General features: G+C 66.7%; 30 protein-coding genes. 20 read left to right on the top strand and 10 right to left on the bottom strand.

All coding sequences use genetic code 11. The features are described from left to right. Positions 1–23: 23 nt before the first annotated feature. From ispF to larB, 3 genes are read left to right on the top strand one after another with little or no spacing between them, the layout of a single operon-like run. Positions 24–509, top strand: a complete 486-nt coding sequence (ispF, locus tag KBY72_RS07615; protein ID WP_106502222.1) for a 2-C-methyl-D-erythritol 2,4-cyclodiphosphate synthase — start codon at positions 24–26, stop codon at positions 507–509. 56 nt (positions 510–565) lie between these two features. Beyond that, positions 566–958 carry a TIGR03792 family protein gene (locus KBY72_RS07610; protein WP_254959713.1) on the top strand — a complete coding sequence of 131 codons (393 nt, stop codon included), beginning with the start codon at positions 566–568 and terminating at the stop codon, positions 956–958. Continuing rightward, complete coding sequence (gene larB / locus KBY72_RS07605) at positions 955–1,701, top strand: nickel pincer cofactor biosynthesis protein LarB (RefSeq protein ID WP_254959714.1); 747 nt, start codon at positions 955–957, stop codon at positions 1,699–1,701. Before KBY72_RS07610 ends, larB begins: the two co-directional genes overlap by 4 nt. Here the strand turns inward: larB and KBY72_RS07600 are convergent. The 5 genes from KBY72_RS07600 to KBY72_RS07580 all read right to left on the bottom strand — a co-directional run bounded on the left by KBY72_RS07600 (position 1,675) and on the right by KBY72_RS07580 (position 5,283). Continuing rightward, positions 1,675–1,833, bottom strand: coding sequence for a hypothetical protein (locus tag KBY72_RS07600; protein WP_254937779.1), 159 nt, complete (start codon positions 1,831–1,833; stop codon positions 1,675–1,677). The two genes, larB and KBY72_RS07600, sit on opposite strands and share 27 nt — an antisense overlap. Positions 1,834–1,939: 106 nt before the next feature. Beyond that, positions 1,940–2,929, bottom strand: coding sequence for a DUF1517 domain-containing protein (locus KBY72_RS07595; RefSeq protein ID WP_396121792.1), 990 nt, complete (start codon positions 2,927–2,929; stop codon positions 1,940–1,942). Positions 2,930–2,939: 10 nt separating this feature from the next. Then, positions 2,940–3,143 carry a sulfur carrier protein ThiS gene (gene thiS / locus KBY72_RS07590; protein WP_254937815.1) on the bottom strand — a complete coding sequence of 68 codons (204 nt, stop codon included), beginning with the start codon at positions 3,141–3,143 and terminating at the stop codon, positions 2,940–2,942. Next, a complete protein-coding gene (locus KBY72_RS07585; protein WP_254959715.1) occupies positions 3,143–4,222 on the bottom strand; it encodes a thiamine phosphate synthase in 1,080 nt (359 codons plus the stop codon). Before KBY72_RS07585 ends, thiS begins: the two co-directional genes overlap by 1 nt. A 77-nt stretch (positions 4,223–4,299) precedes the next feature. Continuing rightward, a complete protein-coding gene (locus KBY72_RS07580) occupies positions 4,300–5,283 on the bottom strand; it encodes a bifunctional riboflavin kinase/FAD synthetase (protein WP_396121793.1) in 984 nt (327 codons plus the stop codon). Positions 5,284–5,360: 77 nt separating this feature from the next. Between KBY72_RS07580 and KBY72_RS07575 the strand changes: the two genes are divergently transcribed. After that, a complete protein-coding gene (locus KBY72_RS07575; RefSeq protein ID WP_254959717.1) occupies positions 5,361–5,942 on the top strand; it encodes a DUF3611 family protein in 582 nt (193 codons plus the stop codon). Between the two features lie 10 nt (positions 5,943–5,952). Here KBY72_RS07575 and surE read toward each other — a convergent pair whose 3' ends face one another. Beyond that, on the bottom strand, positions 5,953–6,738 hold the full coding sequence (gene surE, locus KBY72_RS07570) for a 5'/3'-nucleotidase SurE (protein ID WP_106502229.1): 786 nt from the start codon (positions 6,736–6,738) through the stop codon (positions 5,953–5,955). A gap of 72 nt (positions 6,739–6,810) precedes the next feature. Between surE and pheS the strand changes: the two genes are divergently transcribed. From pheS to KBY72_RS07540, 6 genes are read left to right on the top strand one after another with little or no spacing between them, the layout of a single operon-like run. Then, on the top strand, positions 6,811–7,818 hold the full coding sequence (gene pheS, locus KBY72_RS07565; RefSeq protein WP_254959719.1) for a phenylalanine--tRNA ligase subunit alpha: 1,008 nt from the start codon (positions 6,811–6,813) through the stop codon (positions 7,816–7,818). 55 nt (positions 7,819–7,873) lie between these two features. Next, positions 7,874–8,791, top strand: a complete 918-nt coding sequence (locus KBY72_RS07560; protein WP_254959720.1) for an NAD(+) kinase — start codon at positions 7,874–7,876, stop codon at positions 8,789–8,791. Next, on the top strand, positions 8,788–9,474 hold the full coding sequence (locus KBY72_RS07555; RefSeq protein WP_254993343.1) for a winged-helix domain-containing protein: 687 nt from the start codon (positions 8,788–8,790) through the stop codon (positions 9,472–9,474). The genes KBY72_RS07560 and KBY72_RS07555 overlap by 4 nt, the downstream gene beginning before the upstream one ends. Further along, on the top strand, positions 9,471–9,944 hold the full coding sequence (locus KBY72_RS07550) for a DUF192 domain-containing protein (protein ID WP_254959723.1): 474 nt from the start codon (positions 9,471–9,473) through the stop codon (positions 9,942–9,944). Before KBY72_RS07555 ends, KBY72_RS07550 begins: the two co-directional genes overlap by 4 nt. Before the next feature lie 58 nt (positions 9,945–10,002). Continuing rightward, entirely contained in the window at positions 10,003–10,485 is a 483-nt protein-coding gene (locus KBY72_RS07545; protein WP_254993342.1) for a helix-turn-helix domain-containing protein, read from the top strand. Further along, on the top strand, positions 10,472–11,200 hold the full coding sequence (locus tag KBY72_RS07540) for a nucleotidyl transferase AbiEii/AbiGii toxin family protein (RefSeq protein ID WP_254959727.1): 729 nt from the start codon (positions 10,472–10,474) through the stop codon (positions 11,198–11,200). Before KBY72_RS07545 ends, KBY72_RS07540 begins: the two co-directional genes overlap by 14 nt. On the opposite strand, the gene cbiE is transcribed toward KBY72_RS07540, so the two are convergent. Beyond that, positions 11,151–12,443, bottom strand: coding sequence for a precorrin-6y C5,15-methyltransferase (decarboxylating) subunit CbiE (cbiE, locus tag KBY72_RS07535; RefSeq protein ID WP_254959729.1), 1,293 nt, complete (start codon positions 12,441–12,443; stop codon positions 11,151–11,153). The two genes, KBY72_RS07540 and cbiE, sit on opposite strands and share 50 nt — an antisense overlap. A 70-nt stretch (positions 12,444–12,513) precedes the next feature. On the opposite strand from cbiE, the gene KBY72_RS07530 reads away from it, so the two are divergent. The 7 genes from KBY72_RS07530 (at position 12,514) to KBY72_RS07500 (ending at position 18,739) form a co-directional block, all read left to right on the top strand. Then, positions 12,514–12,759 carry a hypothetical protein gene (locus KBY72_RS07530; RefSeq protein ID WP_254959730.1) on the top strand — a complete coding sequence of 82 codons (246 nt, stop codon included), beginning with the start codon at positions 12,514–12,516 and terminating at the stop codon, positions 12,757–12,759. Between the two features lie 85 nt (positions 12,760–12,844). Further along, positions 12,845–13,075, top strand: a complete 231-nt coding sequence (locus KBY72_RS07525; protein ID WP_254959731.1) for a hypothetical protein — start codon at positions 12,845–12,847, stop codon at positions 13,073–13,075. Further along, complete coding sequence (locus KBY72_RS07520) at positions 13,072–13,476, top strand: PIN domain nuclease (protein ID WP_254959732.1); 405 nt, start codon at positions 13,072–13,074, stop codon at positions 13,474–13,476. Before KBY72_RS07525 ends, KBY72_RS07520 begins: the two co-directional genes overlap by 4 nt. Before the next feature lie 143 nt (positions 13,477–13,619). Continuing rightward, positions 13,620–16,121, top strand: coding sequence for a GH116 family glycosyl hydrolase (locus KBY72_RS07515; protein ID WP_254993341.1), 2,502 nt, complete (start codon positions 13,620–13,622; stop codon positions 16,119–16,121). Next, positions 16,118–16,612 (top strand): DUF3122 domain-containing protein, encoded by a 495-nt coding sequence (locus KBY72_RS07510; protein WP_254959734.1) that lies wholly within the window; start codon positions 16,118–16,120, stop codon positions 16,610–16,612. The genes KBY72_RS07515 and KBY72_RS07510 overlap by 4 nt, the downstream gene beginning before the upstream one ends. 7 nt (positions 16,613–16,619) lie before the next feature. Continuing rightward, positions 16,620–17,723: a bifunctional diaminohydroxyphosphoribosylaminopyrimidine deaminase/5-amino-6-(5-phosphoribosylamino)uracil reductase RibD gene (gene ribD, locus KBY72_RS07505; protein ID WP_254959735.1), complete on the top strand. Its 1,104-nt coding sequence runs from the start codon at positions 16,620–16,622 to the stop codon at positions 17,721–17,723. Then, positions 17,720–18,739 (top strand): mechanosensitive ion channel family protein, encoded by a 1,020-nt coding sequence (locus KBY72_RS07500; protein WP_254959737.1) that lies wholly within the window; start codon positions 17,720–17,722, stop codon positions 18,737–18,739. Before ribD ends, KBY72_RS07500 begins: the two co-directional genes overlap by 4 nt. Here KBY72_RS07500 and KBY72_RS07495 read toward each other — a convergent pair. From KBY72_RS07495 to KBY72_RS07485, 3 genes are read right to left on the bottom strand one after another with little or no spacing between them, the layout of a single operon-like run. Next, positions 18,705–19,193, bottom strand: a complete 489-nt coding sequence (locus KBY72_RS07495) for a DUF427 domain-containing protein (protein ID WP_254959738.1) — start codon at positions 19,191–19,193, stop codon at positions 18,705–18,707. The genes KBY72_RS07500 and KBY72_RS07495 overlap by 35 nt on opposite strands. Further along, a complete protein-coding gene (locus KBY72_RS07490; RefSeq protein ID WP_106502241.1) occupies positions 19,193–19,438 on the bottom strand; it encodes a Nif11-like leader peptide family RiPP precursor in 246 nt (81 codons plus the stop codon). The genes KBY72_RS07495 and KBY72_RS07490 overlap by 1 nt, the downstream gene beginning before the upstream one ends. After that, the gene (locus KBY72_RS07485) at positions 19,435–20,073 is read right to left on the bottom strand and encodes an SOS response-associated peptidase (protein WP_254959740.1); all 639 of its coding nucleotides are present in this window, start codon (positions 20,071–20,073) and stop codon (positions 19,435–19,437) included. The genes KBY72_RS07490 and KBY72_RS07485 overlap by 4 nt, the downstream gene beginning before the upstream one ends. Before the next feature lie 95 nt (positions 20,074–20,168). On the opposite strand from KBY72_RS07485, the gene ftsH reads away from it, so the two are divergent. From ftsH to lexA, 3 genes are read left to right on the top strand one after another with little or no spacing between them, the layout of a single operon-like run. Further along, positions 20,169–22,028 (top strand): ATP-dependent zinc metalloprotease FtsH, encoded by a 1,860-nt coding sequence (gene ftsH / locus KBY72_RS07480; RefSeq protein WP_254959741.1) that lies wholly within the window; start codon positions 20,169–20,171, stop codon positions 22,026–22,028. Between the two features lie 10 nt (positions 22,029–22,038). Further along, on the top strand, positions 22,039–22,992 hold the full coding sequence (gene argF, locus KBY72_RS07475) for an ornithine carbamoyltransferase (RefSeq protein WP_254993340.1): 954 nt from the start codon (positions 22,039–22,041) through the stop codon (positions 22,990–22,992). A 43-nt stretch (positions 22,993–23,035) separates the two neighbouring features. Then, a complete protein-coding gene (gene lexA / locus KBY72_RS07470; protein ID WP_409995483.1) occupies positions 23,036–23,674 on the top strand; it encodes a transcriptional repressor LexA in 639 nt (212 codons plus the stop codon). Positions 23,675–23,798 lie beyond the last annotated feature (124 nt).

Raw genomic sequence — 23,798 nt, 5'->3', positions numbered from 1 at the left:
CTGGGACCAAGCACCCCCACTCCATGCAACTGCGCATCGGCAATGGCTACGACATCCACCGGCTGGTGCCCGGTCGGGCGCTGATCCTGGGCGGCCAGCGGCTGGAGCATCCCGCCGGCCTGGGGCTTGATGGCCACAGCGATGCCGACGTGCTGGTGCACGCAATCATGGACGCCCTGCTGGGGGCCCTTTCCCTGGGTGACATCGGCCTCTATTTCCCCCCGGACGACCCGCAGTGGCAGGGGGCCGACAGCCTGGAGCTGCTGGAGCAGGTGGTGGCCCTGGTGATGGAGCGGGGTTGGAGCGTGGTGAATGTGGATTCAGTGCTAGTGGCCGAGCGGCCCAAGCTCAAGCCCCACATCGCCGCGATGTGTTCTGCAATCGCCTCCCGCATGGGGCTGACAGCCGATCAGGTGGGTGTCAAAGCCACTACCAACGAGCAGCTGGGGCCTGAAGGCCGCGAAGAGGGCATCTCCTGCCACGCCGTGGTCCTGCTGCAAAAGCCGTGAGCCGCCTCTGGCAGTCCAGCTTTTCTAAGTTTGTGAGATCGATATTGCTTCTAGGGATGACCCTGGTGCTGCTCTCCAGCCAAGCCAGCCCGGTGCACGCGGCCTTTGCCGAGCCCGATGGCTCCTACGACGTGGTGGTGGTGGAACACCTGCGCCTGAAGGTGCCGGCCGAGGGCCGCCAGGCCTGGCTTGAGGCGGAACGGGGCAGCTGGGAACCCTGGCTGGCCCAGCAGGAGGGCTTTCTCGATCGCCAGCTGCTCTGGGATCCCCTCACCGAGGAGGGCACCCTGCTGATCCGCTGGGTCGATCGCGAGCACTGGAAGGCGATTCCGCCGCAAGCGGTGCAGGCGGTGCAGGAGCGCTTCGAGCAGCTAGCCCAGGCGGCCAGCGGCCAATCGCAAGGCAACCCCTTCCCGCTGGTGTTTGAAGGTGAGCTGCTGCCGGCATGAGCCGCATCAGCGCAGACCAGGCCACCTACGTGCTCGGCAGCCCGGAGCATCGGCTCGACCTTGGCCGCCGCCAGCGGCTGGGGATGGTGGAGGCGATCTGGGGCGAGCACAAAAGTGCCGAGCAGATCGCCCGGATCCTGGAAGAGTTGCATGGCTTAGGAGAGCTGGCGCTTGTGACCCGCGTCTCCCCTGAGAAGGCAGAAGCCGTGGCAGCACTGCTAGGGGGGGAGAGAGGGGAGGCCTGGCTTCTGCAGCACCATCCCCAGGCCCGCTGTCTCAGCGCCGGGCTCCTACCAAGCCCAGAATCAAGGCTGGGTCGGGTAGCGGTGCTAAGCGGCGGCACCAGCGATTTACCGGTGGCGGCCGAGGCCCAGCTGGCCCTGGCCTGCCATGGCATCGCCACCGAACTGGTGCTGGATGTGGGCGTGGCGGGGCTGCACCGGCTGCTGGAGCGCCTCGAAGACCTGCGTCATGCCGATGTGCTGATCGCCTGCGCTGGTATGGAGGGAGCCCTGCCCACCGTGCTGGCCGGGCTGCTGCCCCAGCCGGTGATTGGAGTGCCAGTGGCTGTGGGCTACGGCGTAAGTGCCGGAGGCGTGGCAGCCCTGCACGGCATGTTGGCTAGTTGCGCCCCCGGGCTCACGGTGGTGAACATCGACAACGGTTATGGCGCCGCCATGGCAGCCCTGCGGATCCTGGGCTGCGGGCTTGGGCGCTCAGCAGCCGGGACGCAGGGGAGTTGAACCGGGCTGCTCAATCTCGAGCACCGCTTGGATCCAGAGCTGCATCGAGCGGGGCAAAAGTCCCTGCTCGTAGCGCTCGATGGCCTGCAGCAGCACCGCTGTATTGACCCAGGTTGGCGAGCGACGCAGCATGAAACCAGCCGGCACTCAACGCAGTGTGGGTAGCTAGCCAGGCAGGGGCAAGGGGAGAAGCAACGATCTCCCCTCGCCGTTTGGGACTCGAACCAGGACAACAGTCCTAGAGGTGTTGGAGCTGGGGGTAGGCCGTCAGCAATTCTTCGGTGCTCAGCACTTCACCGGCCCCTTCAGGCTGCCAGATCACCTCGATCGCCAGCAGATCAGCGGCACCGACGGCGCCGAGCTGCTGCAGCGAATCACGCACCTGGTCCGCACTGCCCGAACCCTTGAGAGCAAGCCGGCTGCGGCTTGCTACCAGCAGGGTGACGGCGATGAAATCGCTACTGGCATCGCTATCTCCCGCAGCCACGCTGTCATCGCTAAAGCGCTTGCCGCCCACATTGGTGGTGACCTCCCGCTGCAACTTGCTGCGCTCCGTCATCGAGAGGCGATTGAAGGTGGATTCGGCACTAGCAAAAGGCACCTGACCCACCTCTGAATTGGCATAGACCCAGAGGTCGGGGTGGCGCAGCAGGGCCAAGGTGGTCTCTTGAAGCAGGGCTTGGAGGCCCGCCGCATGGCTGGTGTCAGCGCTGCCAGCTAGACGGCGCAGATCCGTTTGAAGCTGGCGGGCCGATGCCAGCAGCCCAACCTGCAGCTGGCTGATCGTGACCGGGCCATCGGGGCGGCCGCCGCCCACCAGATCGCCGCGGCTGCCAGATATTGCTGGCCCCTGGCCGCCACCACCGCCACCTCGCACCGCGTTGAGCAACAGACCTCCCACGGCCATCAGCACAAGGAAACCGAACAGGCCGCCACCACCGAAACCAAACATTGGAATCAGGAAGGGAAAGCCGATCCCCCCTCCCCCGTAGCCACCGCGGTAGCCGCTGTTATAGCCACCACCACCTCGGTAGCCACCACCGCCGTAGCTCCTCGGCATCGAGGGGGCCGAGCGGAAGCTACCGCCACCGATGCGGCCGCCACTGGCGGCCCAGCTGGGGCTGGGATGCACCACCAACAGGCTCAGGACCAACATCGGCACGGCCAACAAGCTGAAGCAGCGCCGCAAAACCAGACGGGTAGAAAGCGCCAAGGCGCTGGAAGCGATTAGTCGGAATCTAGGAACCACCGCCCACAATGGTGACCACTTCCAGCACATCGGATTCCACCACCGGCTGGGTGGGCCAGGCCTGTCTGGGCAGGATCGTGCCGTTGAACTCCACCACCACCAAGCGGGGCTTGTAGCCCAGTTCCAGCAGGGCCTGCTCCAAGTTGAGCCCGGCTGAGCAGGCTCGCTGATCGCCGTTTACCTGCAGCCTGATCACGAAGCCGGCACCTCAAGTGCTGCCAGCAGCTCGGCGGTGGCGGCAGCTGGATCAACCGCCTCGGTGATCGCCCTCACCACCGCAATCCGCTGGGCTCCAGCAGCCCGCACCGCCGCCACCTTGCTGGCATCGAGCCCGCCGATGGCAAAGAAGGGGAGCGGACTAACCGCCGCGGCCTGGCGCACGTAATCGAGCCCCACCGGCTCCCGGCCGGGCTTGGTGGGGGTGGCTTCCACCGGGCCGACTCCGAGGTAGTCGCAGCCATCGCTGACCGCCTGCTGCAGCTGGTCCAGGGCATGGGTGCTGCGGCCAATTAACCGATCGGGGCCCAGCAGCTGGCGCGCCACCGCCGGCGGCAGATCCCCCTGGCCCAAGTGCACCCCATCGGCCTCCACCGCCAGGGCAATATCAATTCGATCATTCACCAAAAACAGGGCGCCATGGGCGGCGCAGAGTTGGCGCAGGGCCCGGGCCTGGCTGAGTTTTTGCAGGTCATCGAGACCGGCGGTCTCCTTGGCGCGGTATTGCACCAGGCGTACCCCGGCCCCCAGGGCGGCGGCCACCACCCCCTCCAGGTCGGGCACTGGCGAGGTAACTAAATAGAGCTGGCAGCTAGCCAGCAGCTCTCGGCGGCCCGCCCCGCCCGCAGCGGCCAGCCGACAGGCCTGCAACAAATCCACTTCCAGGTCGTAGAGCAGATAGCGCAGAGCTGAGGCCTCCTCCGCCAGGAGGGGATCACTGCTGCGCCCAAATTCCTCCAACACCCGCAAAGCCTCCTGCACCCGGCCGGCGTTGGCACCCACCACGGCGCTGGGGCTCGATCGCTCCGCTTGGGCCGGATGGCCGAGGCCCGCGGCCGGATCGGTAGCGGTGTGGCGCGCAAATTTGTAGGCATCGCGATGCAACCTGCCCAGCCGCTGGCGCATGTCCTTGGTGCGCACCACCAAATCGCCCCGATCGAGGCCAAAGCGGGCCCAATCTTCCAGCACCCGCAAGCCCTCCCGAGCCCGATCGAGGTTGGCATCGAGCAGCCGGTCGCGAGCTGGGCTGGAGAAGCTGTCTAGGGTGGGATCCATCACACAGTGGGCCAATGGCAGGCGAGCCAGGCAATCCAAATCGGGCCAATTCCGACAGCCCGATGCTGGTGCTGATTTCAGGGATTCTGCTGCTCGGCGGGATCGCAACCTTCATTGGCTGGGGCCTCACCCACGCCTATCCCGGCGCTTAAGGCGCGGGCCAGTTGGGCATCGGCGGCAATCTGGGCTGCGAGCTGCTCAAAGCTGGCGAAGGTTTGCTGGCGGCGCAACAGTTGCAGGGGCTCCACCACCAGCTCCAATCCCTCAAGCTCCAGCTGTCGATCGAGCAGGTGCACCTCCACCGCCGAAGGGGCGGTGGGATCCACCGTGGGCTGGGGGCCGAGGTTCATCACCGCCGGCAGCATGGCCCCACCTTCCACAGACGCAGTCGCTGCATAAACCCCCTCCAGCGGCAAAAACTTACGGCCATCCACCTGCAGGTTGGCGGTGGGCCAACCGAGTTGCTTACCAAGCCCGCGGCCACTCACCACCAGGCCGCTGAAGCGATAGGGACGCTCCAGCAAGCGGCGGGCCTCCGCCAGATCTCCGGCCCCTAGGGCCCGGCGGATGCGGCTGCTGCTCACCCGCTCCTCACCATCCCAGAGCATCGGCAGCACCTGAACCTCGATGCCGTGACGGGCACCAATCACCGCCAAGGCCTGAGTGTCGCCACTTCGGCCGGCCCCGAAGCGGAAGTTGTCACCCACGACGACCCGCTGGGCCGCCAGCTGGCCCACCAGCACCTGCTCCACGAAGGCCTCGGGGCTGAGGGCGGCCAGCTCCCGGCTGAAGGGCACCAGCACCAGCTGCTCAATGCCCAGGGGCTCCAGCAGATGCAGCTTTTCAGCGGGCAGGTCTAGCCGTAAGCGCGCCTCGCCGTGCAGCACCTCGCGGGGATGGGGCCAAAAGCTCACCACCGTGGGAATCGCCGCCGCTTCGTTGGCAGCCGCAGCAGTAACCGCCGCGATGACGCGGCGATGGCCCTGATGCAGGCCATCAAAGCTGCCGAGGGCGATGGCCGTGGGGCGCAGGGCCTCCTGGGGGGATCGCAGGGGTATCAACGCTACGGAACCCAAAGGCAACGGGAGCCAAATCGATCCTCCCATGGCACCTTTGGTTCACCCATCTGGATGGCTGAATGGCTGACCGCCTCGACCTGCAGCTAATCGCCGCGGCATTGCGGCGCCTGGGCTGGATTCGGCTCTGGTCCCAGGTGGTGCTGGGGGTGGTGGTGGTTGGGGTGCTGCTTTTCAACAACATCGGCGGCCGCCTGGCGGCCAATTCAGCCCGCGCCCTCGGCCTGGGGCCTGGAATCTCGCTCACCACCATCGCCTTCCTGCTGCTGCTCTGGTGCATCTGGCAGAGCTGGCTGGTGGTGCGCTGCGGCCGGGCCCTCAATTCGCCGGTGCGGCCCAGCAAGGGTGAAACCTCGAGGCTGATCAAGCGGGGCGTGCTGGCCGACCTGGCCGGCATCACCCTGGCGGTGCTGGGCTATCAGTCGCTGGCCGGCAGCCTGTTTGTGCAGGCCTCCCAGCAGGTGCCCGGCTTCTTTGGTGCCCAGATCCAGTCGACCCCTGGCGTGGCCGGGCGAGTGATCGGTCTACCGATCACCTCGATCGAGATGCTGGCCGTGCTGGGCAACACCCAGGTGCTGTTTGCCCACCTGATCGGGCTCTGGATCAGCCTTTGGCTGCTGCAGCGGGTTTACCGCACAACCTGATCAAGGCCGCTCACCAAACCGGCAGATCGGCCGTGCGACCGCGCCAGAAGATGTCTGGCTGGAGCGGCGTCAGTGAGACCCCACCGGCATTGATCTGGGCCACATCGGTGGGCCAGGCCGCCGGCCCAGACACCTGGGCCTCCAGATCGTTGACCACCTCCCCCGCCAGCCAGTAGTAGCTGCGGCCGCGGGGGTCTACCCGCTGCTCGAACTGGTCGGTGTAGCGACGCACCGCTGAATTGCACCAGCGCAGCTCTCCAATCGCCTCAGCCGGCCGGGGCGGCACATTGAGATTGAGCAACATGTTGCTGGGCCAACCCTCCGCCAGCATCCGCTCAGCCACATCGAGGGCGAGGCGTGCCGCTGGCGCAAATTGGCGCCATTGAAAGTCGGCACTACTTACTGCCAGGGCGGGAAGGCCCTCAATCGTGCCCTCCATCGCCGCACTCACCGTGCCGGAATACAGCACATCTGTGCCCAGGTTGGGGCCGTGGTTGATGCCGGAGAGCACCAGATCCGGCCACTCATCCAGCAAGGAAAACAGGGCGAGCTTGACGCAGTCCGAGGGGGTACCGCTGCAGGCCCAGGCCTGGACGCCATCATCGAACAACTCATCAGCCCGCTCCGCCCGTATTGGGGTCTGCAGGGTGAGACCGTGGCCCGTAGCGGAGCGCTCCTGGTCAGGACACACCACACTCACCTGGTGGCCGCGGGCCAGGGCCGCATTGGCCAGAGTTCGAATGCCTTCAGCGAAGACCCCGTCGTCGTTGCTGATCAGGATCTTGAGCGGTGCCATCGGGCCTAACGCCATTTAGCCGCAAGGTAACTGGGGCGGCTCCTTACAGTCAGCAATCCCTCCGCCCCTGCCGTGAGCGCCACCGTTTCCCTGCAGCAGCTCACCGACCAGCTCCAGGCGCTGGAAAGCCAGGCTGCAGCAGAGATCTCCACCGCCAGCACCGCTGCTGAACTGGAAGAACTTCGAGTGGGACTGCTCGGCAAGAAGGGGCGCCTTTCTGGCGTGCTCGGCGCCATGGGCAAGCTGCCTGGCGATGAGCGGCCCCTGATCGGCCAAAGGGCCAACGTGCTCAAAGAGCAGGTGCAGGCGCTCCTTGGCGAGCGGCTTTCGGCAGTGAAAAGCGCAGCCATGGCCGAGCGTCTCGCCGGCGAAACCATTGACGTCACTGCGGCCTGCAGCTTCACGCCGCCGGGCCACCGCCACCCCTTAATAAGCACGATCGAAGAGATCGTCGACATCTTTGCCGGCCTGGGATATCGGGTATCGGAGGGGCCTGAGATCGAGAGCGATTACTACAACTTCACGGCCCTCAACATTCCCGAGCATCACCCCGCCCGGGACATGCAGGACACCTTTTATCTGGGCGATAGCCAACTGCTGCGCACCCACACCTCGCCTGTGCAGATCCGCTACCTGGAGAACAACCCACCGCCAGTGCGGGTGATCGCCCCAGGGCGGGTGTATCGCCGCGACGCCGTGGATGCCACCCACTCGCCCGTGTTCCACCAGGTGGAGGTGCTGGCGATTGATGAGGGGTTGGACTTCAGCCACCTGCGCGGCACCGTCACGGCCTTTCTGCAACAGTTCTTCGGCGACCTACCGGTGCGCTTTCGGGCCAGCTACTTCCCCTTCACCGAACCCAGCGCCGAGGTGGATGTGCAGTGGCGTGGCCGCTGGCTGGAGGTGATGGGCTGCGGCATGGTCGACCCCGCCGTGCTCACCGGTATGGGCCTCGATCCAGAGCGCTGGAGCGGCTTTGCCGCTGGCCTGGGCGTCGAGCGCTTCTGCATGGTGCGCCACGGCATCGACGACATTCGCCGCCTCTACACCAGCGACCTGCGCTTCCTGGAGCAGTTTTAGTTGGGCGGTTTGATTGGAGCCCCATAAACTCGGGCAGCCCCTCGCTTCCCGATCGGTGCCCCGCGTCGGACTGATCGTGAATGACGGCAAGGACCTCGCCCTGTCCACCGCCGATGCCATCGAGGCGCGCTTTACGGCGGCGGGCTATGGCGTGGTGCGGGTTAGCAGCTCCGGCGGCATGGTGGGTTTTGCCAACCCCGACCAGCACCTGCGCACCCGGGGCTATGCGGCCTGCGTGCCGGCCGGCTTCGACCGGGACCTAAGTCTGGCGGTGGTGCTGGGCGGCGACGGCACCGTGCTTTCAGCGGCCCGTCAAACGGCTCCGGTTGGCGTCCCGATCCTCACCATCAATACGGGCCATCTGGGCTTTCTGGCGGAGGCCTACCTGCACCAGCTGGAGGGGGCCCTGGAGCAGGTGCTCTCCGGCGAGTGGACGGTGGAGGAGCGCACGATGCTGATCGTCAGCGTGATGCGCGGCGAGCAGCGGCGCTGGGAAGTGCTCTGCCTCAACGAAATGGCCTTGCACCGCGAGCCGCTCACCTCGATGTGCCACTTCGAAATCGCCATCGGTCGCCATGCGCCGGTCGATATCGCCGCCGACGGGGTGATCCTTGCCACCCCCACCGGCTCCACCGCCTACGCCCTCAGCGCCGGCGGACCAGTGATCACCCCCGACTGCCCGGTGCTGCAACTCACGCCGATCGCACCCCATTCGCTGGCTTCGCGCGCCCTGGTGTTCAGCGACCGCGAGCCGGTGACGGTGTTTCCCGCCACGCCTGAGAGGCTGATGATGGTGGTGGATGGCAGCGCTGGTTGTTACATCTGGCCGGAGGATCGAATCCTGGTGCGCCGCAGCGAGCAGCCCGTACGCTTCGTGCGGCTGGCCGACCACGAGTTTTTCCAGGTGCTGCGCAACAAATTGGGTTGGGGCCTGCCCCACGTGGCTAAGCCCGGCAACGGCACGGCGCCATGAACGATTCCCACATCCTGCTGCTGGGCCCGGAGGCCGAGGCCCTGGCGCCACGGCTGGAGGCTTCCGGCTACTCGTGCTGCAGGGAGCCTGTGCCGGCTGGGGCAACCCCAGATGCGGTGCTGCTTTCCAGCGGCGATTCGGGCCGCATCGCCTCCCTGCGAGAACAGTGGGGCCCCATCCCCGTGCTGCTGGATGTGGGCGACGACACGGTGGAGGCGCGGGTCCACTGCCTCAGCTCAGGAGCAGACGACTTCTGGCTTTCGAGCCTCGGCCCCAGCGACCTGCTGATGCGGCTGCGATTGCATCTAGATCTCACAAGCCGCGCCAATGTGCCGGCCCAGCTACTGCAGGTGGGCGACCTGGTGCTGAATCCCAGCACCCGCCAAGTGAAACGGGGAGCGCGGCCCGTGGGCCTGACGGCCAGGGAATACCAGCTGCTGCTGCTGCTGCTGGAGCGCAAGGGCACTGTGGTGAGCAGGGAGTTGATCCTGCGCCAGGTATGGAACGACGGGCAGGACAGCAACAGCAGCAACAGCAACAGCAGCAGCAACGTGATTGAGGTGTATGTGCGCTACCTGCGCCAGAAGCTGGAGGAGGGCGGCGAACGACGGCTGATCCACACGATCCGCGGTCAGGGCTATTGCCTGAGCGAGCGGCTGCCCCAGCTGGAGGCCCGCGAATGAACGCCAGATGCGGCTGGGGGCTAGCCCTGCCTGGGGTGGCTGCCCTGCTGTGCGGCTTCACGCCGCCGCCCCAATGGCTGCCGATCACGGCCCGCTGGTGCCTGGCGCCTGATCGCTGTATCGCCCTGGAGGTGGCCGACACCCCCGAAAAGCAAGGCAGGGGACTGCAGCTGCGGCCGGCGCTTGCGCCATTGCGGGGCATGTGGTTCCCCTACAACCCGCCGTCTCTGGCGCGCTTCTGGATGCACCGCACCCCCGAACCCCTCGACATGTTGTTTGTGCAGGGCGGCCGGGTGGTGGCGATCGAAGCCCACACCAAACCCTGCCTGCACCTGCCCTGCCGCAGCTACGGCCCTGATCAGGAGGTGGACGGCGTGCTGGAGCTTGCCGCCGGCCAGGCCGCAGCCCAGGGCATCCAGGTGGGCAGCCTGGCGCGGATAGAGGCGCTAGGAGGCCAGGCGGCACCCTGAGCTACAGCCGGTAGCCATCCTGATGACCAGAATGGGAAACATTCAAGCCGGGGATCCCATGCCCGCCACCGCACCACAGCCCCAGGGCCGTTGCCCAGAGCGCCTGCGGGCCATCGGCGAACGCATCCGGCGGAGACGGAAGGCGCTTGGTATCAGTGCGATGGCCACCGCGGCAGCGGGCGGGATCTCCAGGGTGACGCTGCACCGCATCGAGACGGGCGCAACCTCGGTGACGCTGGGGGCCCTGATGAATGTGCTGGATGCCCTCGATCTGTCCCTGGGCCAGTTGGAGGGTCCGGAGGATGCCGAAGCTGGAGCACCAACCGCAACCAGAGCGGAGACGATCGAGCTAGCTGCCTATCCCCTGCTGCAGCAACTGGCCTGGCATGTCCAGGGCAGCGGCAGCCTGAACGCATCGGAAGCGGCCTCTCTCTATGCACGCCAGCGCAGGCGACTGGATCTGGAGCCGCTGCAGCCAAACGAGCGCCAGCTGATCACCGCGCTGAATCTCACCATCCCGGAAGCTGATGTTCCGGCTTGAGCACCACCGCCGGATCGCCAGCCTGCTGGACCAGCTCAATGCGGAGCTCCTGCAGCAGCACCACTGCCTGTTCGGCGGCGGCACGGCCATTGCCCTGCGCTACGGGGAGTTCCGCCAGTCGGTGGATGTGGATCTGCTCGTCTCAGACCGGCAGGGCTACCGAGAATTGCGGCAGCTGATCCGGCGGGACAACAGCCTGAGGGCACTTTGGAAGGATCCCCAAACCCCCCTCGAGGAGAGCCGCGAACCGCTCACCGACCAATACGGCATCCGGGCAGGCGTGGTGGTGGCGGGGGTGGCCATCAAGCTGGAAATCGTGCTGGAGGGCCGGATCAGCCTGGAGATGCCCAGCGAGGAAGACGCGATCTGCGGCATTGCCTCCCTCACGCTGAACGACCTCATCTGCAGCAAGCTGCTGGCCAATTCCGACCGCTGGAACGACGACGGAGTCTTCAACCGTGATCTGATCGATCTGGCCCACATACCCCTGACCCAAACCATCTGGCAGCGGGCGCTGGCCAAGGCGGAAGAGGCTTATGGCGATGCAATCCGCACCGATCTGGGCAAGGCCCTAGAGCGGCTGCAGCAGCGTGAAGGCTGGCTGGAGCGCTGCCGTCAGGTGCTGGCGATCGAGGCCCCACGGGCCGCGCTGTGGCAGCGCTTGCTCAACCTGCAGCGGCTGGCAGCCGCCCCTTCAACACCAGCACGGGATTAAGCGGCGCCAGGCGGGTGCCATCGGCCAACGGGGCCCCCCGCCAGGCCTGATGCTGAGACACCGCCACCCGGCAGCCGGCCTGTTCAAGCAGCGGCCGCAGCTCCGCCAGGGCTTCCACGGTGGCGAGCGGGATCACCGCCATCCCGCCGGGCCGCAGGCGCTGCAGCACCGCCGCCAGCACCGCCGCGCGCTCGCGGCCACCGCCGCCGAGCAGCACCCGATCCGGATCGGGCAGCTCCGCCAGGGCTTCGGGGGCCCGGCCCTCCAGCACGCCGGTCGGTCTCACCCCCAACCGCTCGGCATTGGCTGCGATCAGAGCTGCAGAGCCGCCGCGGGCCTCCAGGGCCCAGAGCGCCAGGCCAGGCCGCAGCCGCAGCGCCTCGAGCCCCACCGAACCCACGCCGGCGCCGATATCCCAGAGCACGCCGCACTCGGGCAGCTCCAGATCAGCCAGCAGCTGAATGCGCACCTCCCGCTTGGTCATCAAGCCGGGGCGGTCGTCGTGCTGGAGGAACAGGCCGTCTTCAAGGCCAAACAGGGGGAGGGCTGCGGGATCAGCCGGGGGCGCCGGCGGCTCAGCGATCAGCAGCACCAGATGCAGCGGATCGAAGTCGGGCGGCAGGGGTGCCCCGGGGAGCAGCCGCTGCATCCGCTCCGCCGGATGGCCCAGCCGCTCGCACAGCCAGAAGGCATAGGCCGCCTCCAGGCCAGAGGCCGCCAGGATTCGCCGCACCTCTTCGGCGCCGCCGCGGCTGGGGTCGGTGAGCACCGCCAGGGCAGGTGGTCGCTTCTGCAGGGCGGGGGCCAGGGCTTCGGGGTCGCGGCCGTGCAGGCTGATCCAGCTGGCGTCCTGCCAGGGGCGGCCGAGGCGGGCAAAGGCCAGCTGGAGGGAGCAGGGGGCGGGATGAAAGCGCAGCTGGGCGGCCGGAAAGCGCTGCAGCAGCAGGCGACCGATGCCAAACCAAAGCGGGTCGCCACTTGCGAGCAGCACCGCCGGCCGGCCCGTCGCCAGGGCCTGCTCCAGCGGGCCGAAAATCTGCTCGGTCCGATCGCTGGCCAGGAGCTGGGGGCAGGGGTTCCCCGCCGGGATGCGGCCGGCCCCCTGTTCCTCCTGCCACCAGGGGCCAAGCTCCGCCAGCAAGCGCTGGGGGGCAAGCAGCAGCTGGGCTGCCCGCACCAAGGCGAGGCTGGGGGCCGGCAGCGCAGCCAGCCCTCCGGCATCGGTGCCGACCACCTCCAACACGGCCTGCTGAGCCAGGGCGCCCCACGGTCACTGCAGCCATGATGGCCGGCCTGTGCCACCGGACCCAGCCATGAGCGACCGCCGCCAGCGCATCCACGACCTGGTGCTGGCCCTGCTAGCCCAGCAAAACGACCTGGAGCTGCTGGCCGGCGACGGCACGGGCCTGCCCAGCGGCGATCCCGGCAATTGGATCGAACGCAACCGCCGCGTGGTGCAGCGCTATCAGGCCCTGGTGCGCTCGGCCGTGACCCTCGACGCCCTGGTGGATCAGGAGGTGAACGGCGGTTTCCAGGCGCCAGCGAACCAGGCCTACTGATCGGCTCTGCTCAATCCCGATCACCAGTCCAACACCAAAATCCGCTTAAACTGCTCTCAGGGTCGGACTCGAGGTAGCTGAAACCATGAAAGTGACCGTTGAACTTTCGGATACTGAGATGACCGAAATCCTGGAGCTCACCGGCGAGCGCAAGAAGGGGCCCGCCATCCGCCGCCTGATGGAGGAGGCCCTGCAGCAGCACCGTCGCGCCCAGATCGCTCAGCGATTCCTCAGCGGCGAGTGGGGCGTCGAGCTGGAGAGCTACGAGGCCGACCAGGAGCGCGAGCGCCAACGGAACCAGGAGTTCGCTGCATGACCCTGCTGCTCGACACCAGCCTGTGGATCGACTTCACCCGTACCCGGAGCCCGGCCCCCCTCAAACAGTTCATCGCGCCCTTCGTCCTCGACCCTGAGGCCCACCTGGCGGAACCGGTGCGTTTTGAGATGCTGCGTTCAGCCCGTCCAGACGAAACCCGCCAACTGAAAGCCCAGTTCGACACCCTGCCCACGCTCTCCACCCCTGCAGATCTGTGGCAGCGGGCGATCGACCTGGGCCAGGCCTGCCGCCAGATCGGTCAGACGGTTCTCAGCCTCGACCTCCTGGTGGCCGCCGTGGCTCTGCACCACAACGCGGTGCTGGTGAGTTTCGATGCCGATTTCGAAGCCATCGCCTCGGTGAGTGAGCTGCGCCTGCAGCGCCTTGAACGCCCTGCCTGACCCATTCGAAGCCTTTACGTTCATCTAGCCATCGCTTCTTCCTGCCATCTTCTGAACACACCACTTCTGTTAGAGCCCCTGCAGGAAGCCCAGTCCCAGCCGCCAACAACCTCTGACAAGCTGGACGCACCTTTTCTGGCCCCATGGCGCGCTTCGGCCTTTCAGCCCTCACATCGCTGCTGAAGGGCAACGGGGCTCCCACCGCTGGCAGCAGTAGCTGGAGCCGGGCCTTTGGCCTGGGTTGGGAGCAGCCCTACACGGTGCGTTACGCCAGCAACCTCGACGACGGTCCCAACCACGGCATGCCCCTGGGGGGCTTCGGCGCCGGCTGCATCGGCCGCGCCCCCGATGGCTCCTTCAACCTTTGGCACCTCGATGGCGGCGAGCACTGGTTTGGCAACTTGCCCGACTGCCAGTTCGCCCTGTTTGAAAGCGACGGCGACCAGAGTCGCGCCCATGCCCTAGCGGTGAAGCCAGAGGTCGATGCCTCCAGGCCCGCAGCCGGCGAACCCCTGAGCGCCTGGAGCTGGTATCCCGCCAGTAGCGACAAGCAGCGCACCGGCACCTATGCCGCCCGCTACCCGATCAGCAGCACCCAGTACACGGGTGTGTTCCAAGCCGAGGTGAGCTGCGAAGCCTTCAGTCCGATCCTGCCGGGCGACTACCAGCGCACCAGCTACCCGGTGGCGGTGTTCGTCTGGACCCTCACCAACCCCACCAACCGGCCCCTCGACCTCTCCCTGCTGCTGAGCTGGCGCAACACCACGGGCTGGTTCACCAACACAGATCCCACAGCAGCAGTCACGTTTCGAGATGACGGCAGCCCGGAGCACAACTACGTGCCCGCGATCGGCCGCAGCAAGGGCCACCGCAATACCTGGGTGGAGCACCCGGGGCTCAAGGGGGTGCTGCTTGATGGTGAGCGCGCCACCCCCCTCGCCGAGGGCCAGGGACAGTGGTGCATCGCCACCGCCGACCACCTCGAAGTGCAGCGCTGCAGCCGTTGGGATCCCAGCGGCAGTGGCGCTGAGCTGTGGGAACCCTTCGCCCGCGACGGCTCGATTCCTGATAGCAACAACGACCGCCGCAGTGGCGATAGCGACCCTGCCAGCGCCGCCCTGGCGGTGAAGTGCTGCCTGGAGCCGGGGGCCAGCATCGAGATTCCCCTGGTGATCAGCTGGGACCTCCCGGTCACGGCCTTCGCCACCGGCAGCCGCGCCCTGCGCCGCTACAGCGATTTTTTTGGCGAAGAGGCCGGCGGCGATAGCGGCACCAGCTCCGCCGCCATCGCCGCCGAGGCTCTTAGCGACTGGCGCGACTGGCGCGCCCAGATCGAGGCCTGGCAAAAGCCGGTGCTGGAGCGCAGCGATCTGCCCGAACCACTGCGGATGGCGCTGTTCAACGAGCTATACGATCTAGCCAGTGGCGGCAGCCTCTGGACCGCCGCTGCTGCAGGCGATCCGGTGGGTCAGTTTGGCGTGCTGGAGTGCCTCGACTACGCCTGGTACGAAAGCCTGGACGTGCGGCTTTACGGCTCCTTTGCCCTGCTGCAGCTCTGGCCCGAGCTCGACAAGGCCGTGCTGCGCAGCTTCGCCCGCGCCATCCCCGCTGCCGACGCCACACTGCGGCCGATCGGCTGGTATTTCACCCAGGGCAAGGGCCGGATGGAGGCCGCCCGCAAACTGGCCGGTGCCACCCCCCACGATCTGGGTGCCCCCAACGAGCGGCCGTTTGAGGCCACCAATTACACCGCCTATCAAGACTGCAATCTCTGGAAAGACCTGGCCAGCGACTATGTGCTGCAGGTGTGGCGCACCTTCAAGCTCGCTCCCAACGGCCCAGACCTCGGCTTCCTGGCCGAGTGCTGGCCGGCGGCTATCCAGGCCCTCACCTACCTCAAAACTTTCGACGTCAACAACGACGGCCTGCCCGACAACGGCGGCGCCCCCGACCAAACCTTCGACGACTGGCCGCTCAAGGGCGTCAGTGCCTACTGCGGCGCCCTCTGGATCGCCGCCCTGGAGGCGGGGCTAGCGATCGCCCAGCAGCTGCAACTGGAGCTAGGGCTAGACACAAGCGGCGAGCAGCGCCAACTGGGCGGCTGGCTGGAGCAGTCGCGCGCCAACTTCGACCTGCTGCTCTGGAACGGTGAGTTTTACAAAATCGATGCCGAGAGCGGCACGCCGGTGGTGATGGCAGACCAGCTCTGCGGCGACTTCTACGCCCGCCTGCTGGGACTGCCCGCCGTGGTGGCTGATGAGCGCGCCAGCAGTGCGCTCAAAGCGATTAAGGAGTCGTGCTTTGAGGGTTTCCAGGGGGGCCGGCTCGGCGTGGCCAATGGCCTGCGCCGCGATGGCACCCCGCTCGATCCCAACGGCACCCATCCCCTTGAGGTGTGGACCGGCATCAACTTCGGCCTGGCGGCCTACTACCGCCTAATGGGAGAAACCAGCACGGCCTTTGCCATCACCGGCGCCGTGGTGGAGCAGGTGTACAGCGGCGGCCTGCAGTTCCGCACCCCCGAGGCGATCACTGGCGTGAACACCTTCCGGGCCTGCCACTACCTGCGCGCCATGGCGATCTGGGCCCTGTGGGCTACCCACACCAACTGGCAAGCGATTCCAGGCGCCGAGCGCCAACCATGAAAAGCCTGCTTTCGCTGCTGCTGGCCCCCTTGCTGGCGCTAGGGCTCTGGCTGAGCCTGGCCACACCGGCCCAGGCCCTAGTCCACGCCCACAACGACGAGAATGGCACCCCGGTGGTGCGCAGCCTCGAGAGCCTGCGCGACCTCGACTACCAGAGCTGGCAGGTGGTGGCTTATCGCGAAGGCGCTCCTGGCGGCCCCCTGAGGCTGCGCATCGTGGGCTATCCCGGCAAGGTGCGGCTAGACCACCCCACATCTCTGCAGGTGCGCAGCGGCCACTTCCGCTGGGAGCTGGCCGATGTGACTCTGGCCAATCCCCAGCTGGCGGGTGATGGCCGCGCCGCCGCCGCCGAGTTTGATCTGGCCCCCCTGCTGGCCGACCTGCACCAAGACCGGCCCCTGCGCCTGGTGCTGCCGGGGGTGTTTGTGGAGCTGCCGGTGCCGCCATTTGTGGTGGCGGAATGGCGCAGCCTGCCCAGCGCTGCTGGATGAGCCAGTGATGCCCTCCACGGCGCCCTGGCTTCCCTGGATGCAACGGGCCCTGCAGCTAGCTGAGCTGGGCGCCGGACGCACCAGCCCCAACCCCCTGGTGGGAGCAGTGGTGCTCGATGCCGGCGGCTCGCTGGTGGGGGAGGGCTACCACGCCCGGGCCGGAGAGCCCCACGCCGAGGTGGGCGCCCTGGCCCAGGCGGGCGAGCGAGCCCGCGGCGGCACCCTGGTGGTGACCCTGGAGCCCTGCTGCCACCACGGCCGCACCCCCCCCTGCAGCCAGGCGGTGATCGCCGCCGGCATCGCCCGGGTGGTGGTGGCCATGGCCGATCCCAACCCCCAGGTGGCTGGGGGCGGCCTCGCCCAGCTGCGGGCCGCGGGCATCGAGGTGATCACCGGCGTAGCCGAGGCCGAGGCCCGCACGCTCAACCGGGCCTTCATTCACCGCATCAGCAGCGGCCGCCCCTTGGGCATCCTCAAGTGGGCCATGGGCATCGATGGCCGCACCGCCCTGAGCAATGGCGCCAGCCAGTGGATCAGTGGCCCCGAGGCCCGCGCTTGGGTGCACCGGCTGCGGGCCGGCTGCGATGCGGTGATCGTTGGCGGCGGCACCGTGCGCGCCGACGACCCCCTGCTCACCAGCCGCGGCCAACGCCAGCCCGAGCCGCTGCGGGTGGTGCTCAGCCGCCGCCTGGAGCTCCCTGCCAGTGCCCAGCTCTGGGATCAAAGCGCCGCCGCCACCTTGGTGGTGCATGGGCCAGAGGCTCCAGCCGCGGCCGCAGCCTCCCTGGATAAACGCGGCGTGCCCCGACTGGAGCTAGAGGGCTGCAGCCCCCGACTGCTGCTGGAGGCCTTGGCGCTGCGGGGCTGCAACCAGGTGTTCTGGGAGTGCGGCCCGGAACTGGCAGCCGCCGCCATAGCCGAAGGCTGCGTGCAGGAGCTGGTCGCCGTGATCGCCCCGAAGCTGATGGGCGGCCAGCCGGCCCGCACCCCCCTTGGTGAGCTGGGTTTCACAGCTATGGCCCAGGTGCGGAGCTGGCAGGCTCAAGCGCCCCGGCACCTGGGCAGCGATCTGCTCTGGCAACTCAGCTCACCTGCAGAGCTGGAGCCATGATCGCCACAAACCTGCCCTTCAATCTGCAGCTTCCCCTGGCGGGGGTGTTGCTTGCCCTAGGCACCTGGCTGCTGCTGGACCGGCTCGGCAGGCGTTGCCGCACCGGCTCCCTAGGCCAAGCCCTGCTGCTCAGCGGGCGAGTCAGCCTGGCGGGCACGGTGTTGCTCAGCAGTGCTGGCTGGTGGCTGGCGGGCCTGGAGGTGCGCAATCTGCTGCTCACCATCGGCGTGATTTGGACCCTGCTGCGCTGGCGCGGCGAACTCAAACAGCGCGCCGAGCACTACGCCGCCCAGTTGCTGCCGCATCTCTCCAGCAAGGATCAGCTGTTCCTATTCGATGTGCTCGACAAGCTGCTGACCACAGCAGCCCTGCTGGTGGTGCTGGTAATGGCCCTAGATCTGCTGGGTGTATCGGCGGGAGTGCTGATCACGGCAGGGGGCTTTGGAGCAGCGGCCCTGGGCTTCGGCGCCCGCACCATTGTGGAAAACGGCCTCAGTGGCTTGAGCCTCTACATCAACCGCCCTTTCGTGCTCGGCGACACCATCAACCTGCCCGGCCTGAATTTGCTTGGCACGGTGGAGCAGGTGGGCTGGTTTTATACCGAGCTGCGCGATCCGGAACGCCAGCGAATTTATGTGCCGAATGGGGTGTTCACCAGCCAAGCAATCCAGAACCTGGCCCAGATCGACAACCGCCGCATCTGGATCGAATTCGGCCTCAGCTACGCCGACCGGGAGCGCGTCGCCACGATCACCCAAAACCTGGAGCAGCGCCTCTCAAGCTTGCCCGGCCTAGACCCGGCCAAGGATCAGCTAGCCCACTTCGTTGGCTACGGCGAGTCCAGCCTCCAGCTGCGCCTGCTCTGCTACGCCGCCAGCAGCGACATCCACGCTGCCTGGGCCCTGCGGCAGCAAGCCCTGCTGTTGATCGGCGAGGTGGTGGAGCAGGCCGGTGGATCGATGCCCTTCCCCACCAGGCTGCTCATACGAGCTCCGGATGCAAGGGATCACCCTTGAACGGCCCCTGCACCTGGGATGTGATCCAGCCACCGTAGAAGCCGCCAGGCTGGGGCTGCACGGGTTCACCATCCAGCCAGCACCCGTCCATCAAGGCCGGGTACACCGCAAACCAACCGGACAAAGCAGCAAAGGCCTGGCTGGGTTCGGGGTAGGTCCACACCGCCCGCCGCACCCGGCGCTCGGCCGGGCCACCCCCATCAACCACCACATCGAAGTAGCGGGCCACCCCCTTCCACTCGCAAAAACTGGCTCCGCTGCTGGGCGATAGCAGCTCCTGGCGCACCGCCTCGGGCGGCAGGTAGTAGGTGGGTGGGTGAAAGGTTTCCAGCACCCGCAAACTGCGGCGGCTCTCGGCCAGAAGCTGGCCAAGGGCCTCAACCCGCACCAGCTGGCTGCTCTCAACCAGGGCCGGTGGGCGGGGGTAGGCGCCTACCTGCTCAGGGGCTGCCATCAGGAATAAATGAAATTGCGCAACCGCCGGCCTTCAGCGCCAGCCCGCTCCTGCAGCTCCGCATCGCTGAGGCTGGACTCCTGCCGCTGCTGCGCGGCGATCACATCAGCCTCCTCAAGGGCATAGCCAGCGCCGCGGGCCAACTCCAGGAAGTCCTGCAGCTCCAAGGGCTCCGCCAGCTGGGTCGCCAGCTGGGGCGATTGGCGGGCATGCGCCAAAAAGGCATCGAGGCGCTCGAGGCTCACAGGTCCAGTTCCAACTGCGGTTGGTCTAGCGCCATCGCTGCCCCATCGGCCTGCCAGTCGCCCCCATCCCAGGGCAGCAGCAGCAATTCGAGGGCCCGCAGGCCATGGCCATCTGTGGGCTCGAGCCAGGCCTGCTCCAGGCCGTTGGGAATCACCACCGGCATGCGCCGGTGGATTGGCGCCACTAGGGCATTGGGGGCGGTGGTGAGCACGCAGCAGCTGTCGAGCTCGCTGCCATCGGGGCCTATCCAGCGCTCCCAGATGCCGGCAAGCCAAAACAGATCGCCATCGCGGCGGCGCAGCCACTGGCCCTGCTCCCAAAAAGCATCAGCAGGAATAAGGCAGCGGCGATGGCGCCAGGCGGCGCGAAAGCTGGGCTTGAAGGCCACCGTCTCAGCGCGGGCATGCAGGCAGCGGTGGGCGGTGGCGGGATCCTTGACCCAGTCGGGCAGCAGCCCCCAAAGGGCTAGCCCCACCTGCAGCTGGCCATTTTCCTGGCGCTGGATCAGCAGGGGTTCGCCGGGAAGCACTTGCGAGCGCGGCGCGTAGTGGGCCGCCAGACCGGGCGGCAGGGGGCCCTGCAAGCGGGGCTGCAGGCGATCGAAGTCGGCGCAGAGGGAGTAGCGACCACACATAGCTGAATTGGGTCCTCGTTCGGTTCTCCCAACCCGCCGCCGAAACGACCAGGGGACCACAGCCCTAGTTTGGGTGCACCTTTGGCTGCCGCACCATGGCGATCCGCCAGGACGACAACCGCCCTAACCGCCGCTTCGGAATCATCAACCTGGTGTTGATCGGTTTTGGTGTGCTGCTGCTGTTCAGCAACTTCCTGCCCAATCCAGCTGCCCAGGTGCCGCGGGTGCCCTACTCCCTGTTCATCGACCAGGTGAATAGCAGCAACGTCAAACGGGCCTACATCACCTCAGACCAGATCCGCTACGAGCTCAAGGAGCCCGAAGAGGAGGGCGCTCCCACGGTGCTCTCCACCACGCCGATCTTCGACATGGATCTGCCCCAGCGACTCGAGTCGCACGGGGTTGAGTTCGCCGCCGCTCCCCCCCAGAAGCCCAGCTTCCTCACCACCGCCCTGAGCTGGGTGGTGCCGCCTCTGATCTTCATCCTGGTGCTGCAATTCTTCGCCCGCCGCCAGATGGGCGGTGGCGCCCAGGGAGCTTTGAGCTTCACCAAGAGCAAGGCCAAGGTTTATGTGCCCGATGAGGAATCACGGGTCACCTTTGCCGACGTTGCTGGCGTGGATGAGGCCAAGGCCGAGCTCGCCGAGATCGTTGACTTCCTCAAAAAACCCGAGCGCTACGCCGCTATCGGCGCCCGCATTCCCAAAGGTGTGCTGCTGGTGGGCCCTCCCGGCACGGGCAAAACCCTTCTATCCAAGGCCGTTGCAGGTGAAGCAGGCGTGGCCTTCTTCATCATTTCCGGCTCCGAATTCGTGGAGCTATTCGTTGGTGCTGGCGCTGCACGAGTGCGCGATCTATTCGAAGAAGCCAAGAAAAAAGCGCCTTGCATCATCTTTATCGACGAGCTCGATGCCATTGGTAAGAGCCGTTCGGGCTCGATGGGTGTGGTCGGCGGCAACGACGAACGCGAGCAGACCCTCAACCAGCTGCTCACGGAGATGGATGGCTTTGCCGGCCAGGACAAGCCGGTGATCGTGCTGGCAGCCACCAACCAGCCCGAAACCCTTGATGCCGCCCTGCTGCGTCCTGGTCGTTTTGACCGCCAGGTGCTGGTGGATCGCCCCGACCTGTCAGGGCGCAAGCTGATTCTGGAGATCTACGCCAAGAAGGTGAAGCTCTCCAGCACCGTCGATCTCGACAAGATTGCCCAAGCCACCAGCGGCTTTGCCGGCGCCGACCTGGCCAACCTCGTTAACGAAGCAGCCCTGCTCGCCGCCCGCTCCTATCGCACCGAGGTGGAGCAAGGCGACCTCAACGAGGCGATTGAGCGCGTGGTGGCTGGCCTGGAGAAGAAGAGCCGGGTGTTGCAACCCGATGAGAAGAAAGTGGTGGCTTATCACGAAGTCGGCCACGCAATCGTTGGACACCTAATGCCAGGCGGCAGCAAGGTGGCCAAGATCTCGATCGTGCCCCGCGGTATGAGCGCCCTGGGATACACCCTGCAGCTGCCTACCGAAGAGCGCTTCCTCAATTCCAAGGAAGACCTCGAGGGTCAAATTGCCACCTTGCTGGGCGGTCGCAGCGCTGAAGAGGTGGTGTTTGGTGAGGTCACCACCGGCGCCGCCAACGACCTGCAACGCGCCACCGACATCGCCGAGCAGATGGTGGGCACCTTCGGCATGAGCGAAACCCTCGGCCCCCTGGCCTACGACAAGCAGGGCGGCAGCCGCTTCCTCGGCGGCAACAACAACCCCCGCCGGGTGGTGAGTGACGCCACGGCCCAAGCGATCGATAAGGAGGTTCGCTCCCTTGTCGACAACGCCCACAACAAGGCGCTGGCGATCCTTAACCACAACCGGGCGCTGCTTGAATCGATCTCCGAAAAGATCCTCGAGAAGGAGGTGATCGAAGGCGACGATCTCAAGGAGCTGCTGGCCAGCAGCGTCATGCCCTAGGAGTTGAGCCATGGCCGCCATCAGTGCCTATCCACCCCTAGAAGAGCTGCGCGGGCGAGACCTGCTCTCCTCGGCCGACCTCAACGGCGAGCAAACCCAGGCCCTGCTGCAGCTGGCGGCCGACCTAAAGGCCGGCCCCAGCAGTATCGATTTAGGGGGCAAAACCCTCGGACTGATCTTCAGTAAGGCCTCCACCCGCACTCGGGTGAGTTTCTCGGTGGCCATGGCCAGGCTTGGTGGCCAAACGATCGATCTCAATCCCCAGGTGAGCCAGGTAGGCCGCGGTGAGCCGGTGGCAGACACGGCGCGGGTGCTGAGCCGCTATGTGGATGCCCTGGCGATCCGCACCTTCGCCCAGGGCGAACTCGAGGAGTACGCCCACTGGGCCACGATCCCGGTGATCAATGCCCTCACCGACCTGGAGCACCCCTGCCAGGCCCTCGCCGACTACCTGACGCTGCAGGAGGTCTTCGGAGCAGTGGAGGGCCTGACCCTCAGCTACGTGGGCGACGGCAACAACGTGGCCCACTCGTTGATGCTCTGCGGCGCCCTGCTCGGGGTGAATGTGCGCATCGGCTGCCCGGTGGGATTTGAACCCGATGCAGCCGTGCTTGAGCAGTCACGCCACCTAGCGGCGGCTCGCGGATCCGAGGTGGTGGTGCTGCACGAGCCGGTGGCTGCCGTGCGCGGCGCCCACGCCCTCTACACAGATGTGTGGGCCTCAATGGGGCAGGAGGAGGAAAAGGCAGAGCGGCAAAGGGCCTTCGCCGGCTGGTGTCTCAACGAAGAGCTGGTGGCAGAAGCAGATCCAAGCGCAATCGTGCTGCACTGCCTGCCGGCCTATCGCGGCCTGGAAATCAGCGCCGGCGCCATGGAGGGCAGCTCCAGCCGCGTATTTGACCAGGCCGAAAACCGCCTCCACGCCCAACAAGCCCTACTGGCAGCCCTACTCGGCGGCACCTGAGCTGGACAAACAGGCCGCGAGGCGGTACATCTGTATCAGCGACGTGGCGTCCGTGCCCCATCCCAGCAACAACCAAGTCCAGCAAGAGCTCTCCTCTGCCCAGCAAGAGCTATACGACTGGCTTAGCGACTACATCGGCAGCAACCGCCACAGCCCCTCGATCCGCCAAATGATGGAAGCTATGGGGCTGCGCTCTCCGGCGCCGATCCAGAGCCGCCTGCGCCACCTGCAGCAGAAGGGCTGGATCACCTGGCAAGAGGGCCAAGCCCGCACCCTGCAGCTCCTGGGCGGCATGGCCAGCGGCATCCCGGTGCTCGGCGCCGTGGCCGCCGGCGGCTTGGTTGAAACCTTCGACGACATCCAGGAGCGCCTCGACCTGGCCCCCGTGCTCGATACCCGCGGCCTTTTTGCCCTCACCGTGAATGGCGATTCAATGGTGGACGCCCACATCGCCAACGGGGACGTGGTGCTGCTTGAACCTGTCAGCGACCCGAGCCGGCTCAAAGCAGGCACGATTGTCAGCGCCCTGGTGCCAGGCAGTGGCACCACCTTGAAGCACTTCCACCGCAGCGGCGCCACGGTGACCCTGGAAGCAGCCAACCCCGCCTATGCCCCAATCGTGCTCCCCGCCGACCAGGTAACGGTGCAGGGCAAGCTAGTGGCCGTCTGGCGCCAGGTCTAAACGGATGGCGTTGTAAGCTCACAAAGAGCCAGGCAAGGTCACAAGCCAAGCGGAATGACCAGCATTCCGTTGTCATGGCGTCCTATAGGGGCCATAGCTCAGCTGGTAGAGCACCTGCATGGCA

Source organism: Cyanobium sp. BA5m-21, assembly GCF_024346235.1.
Classification (GTDB): domain Bacteria; phylum Cyanobacteriota; class Cyanobacteriia; order PCC-6307; family Cyanobiaceae; genus Cyanobium_A; species Cyanobium_A usitatum.
This window is presented reverse-complemented; position numbering and strand designations above follow the sequence as displayed.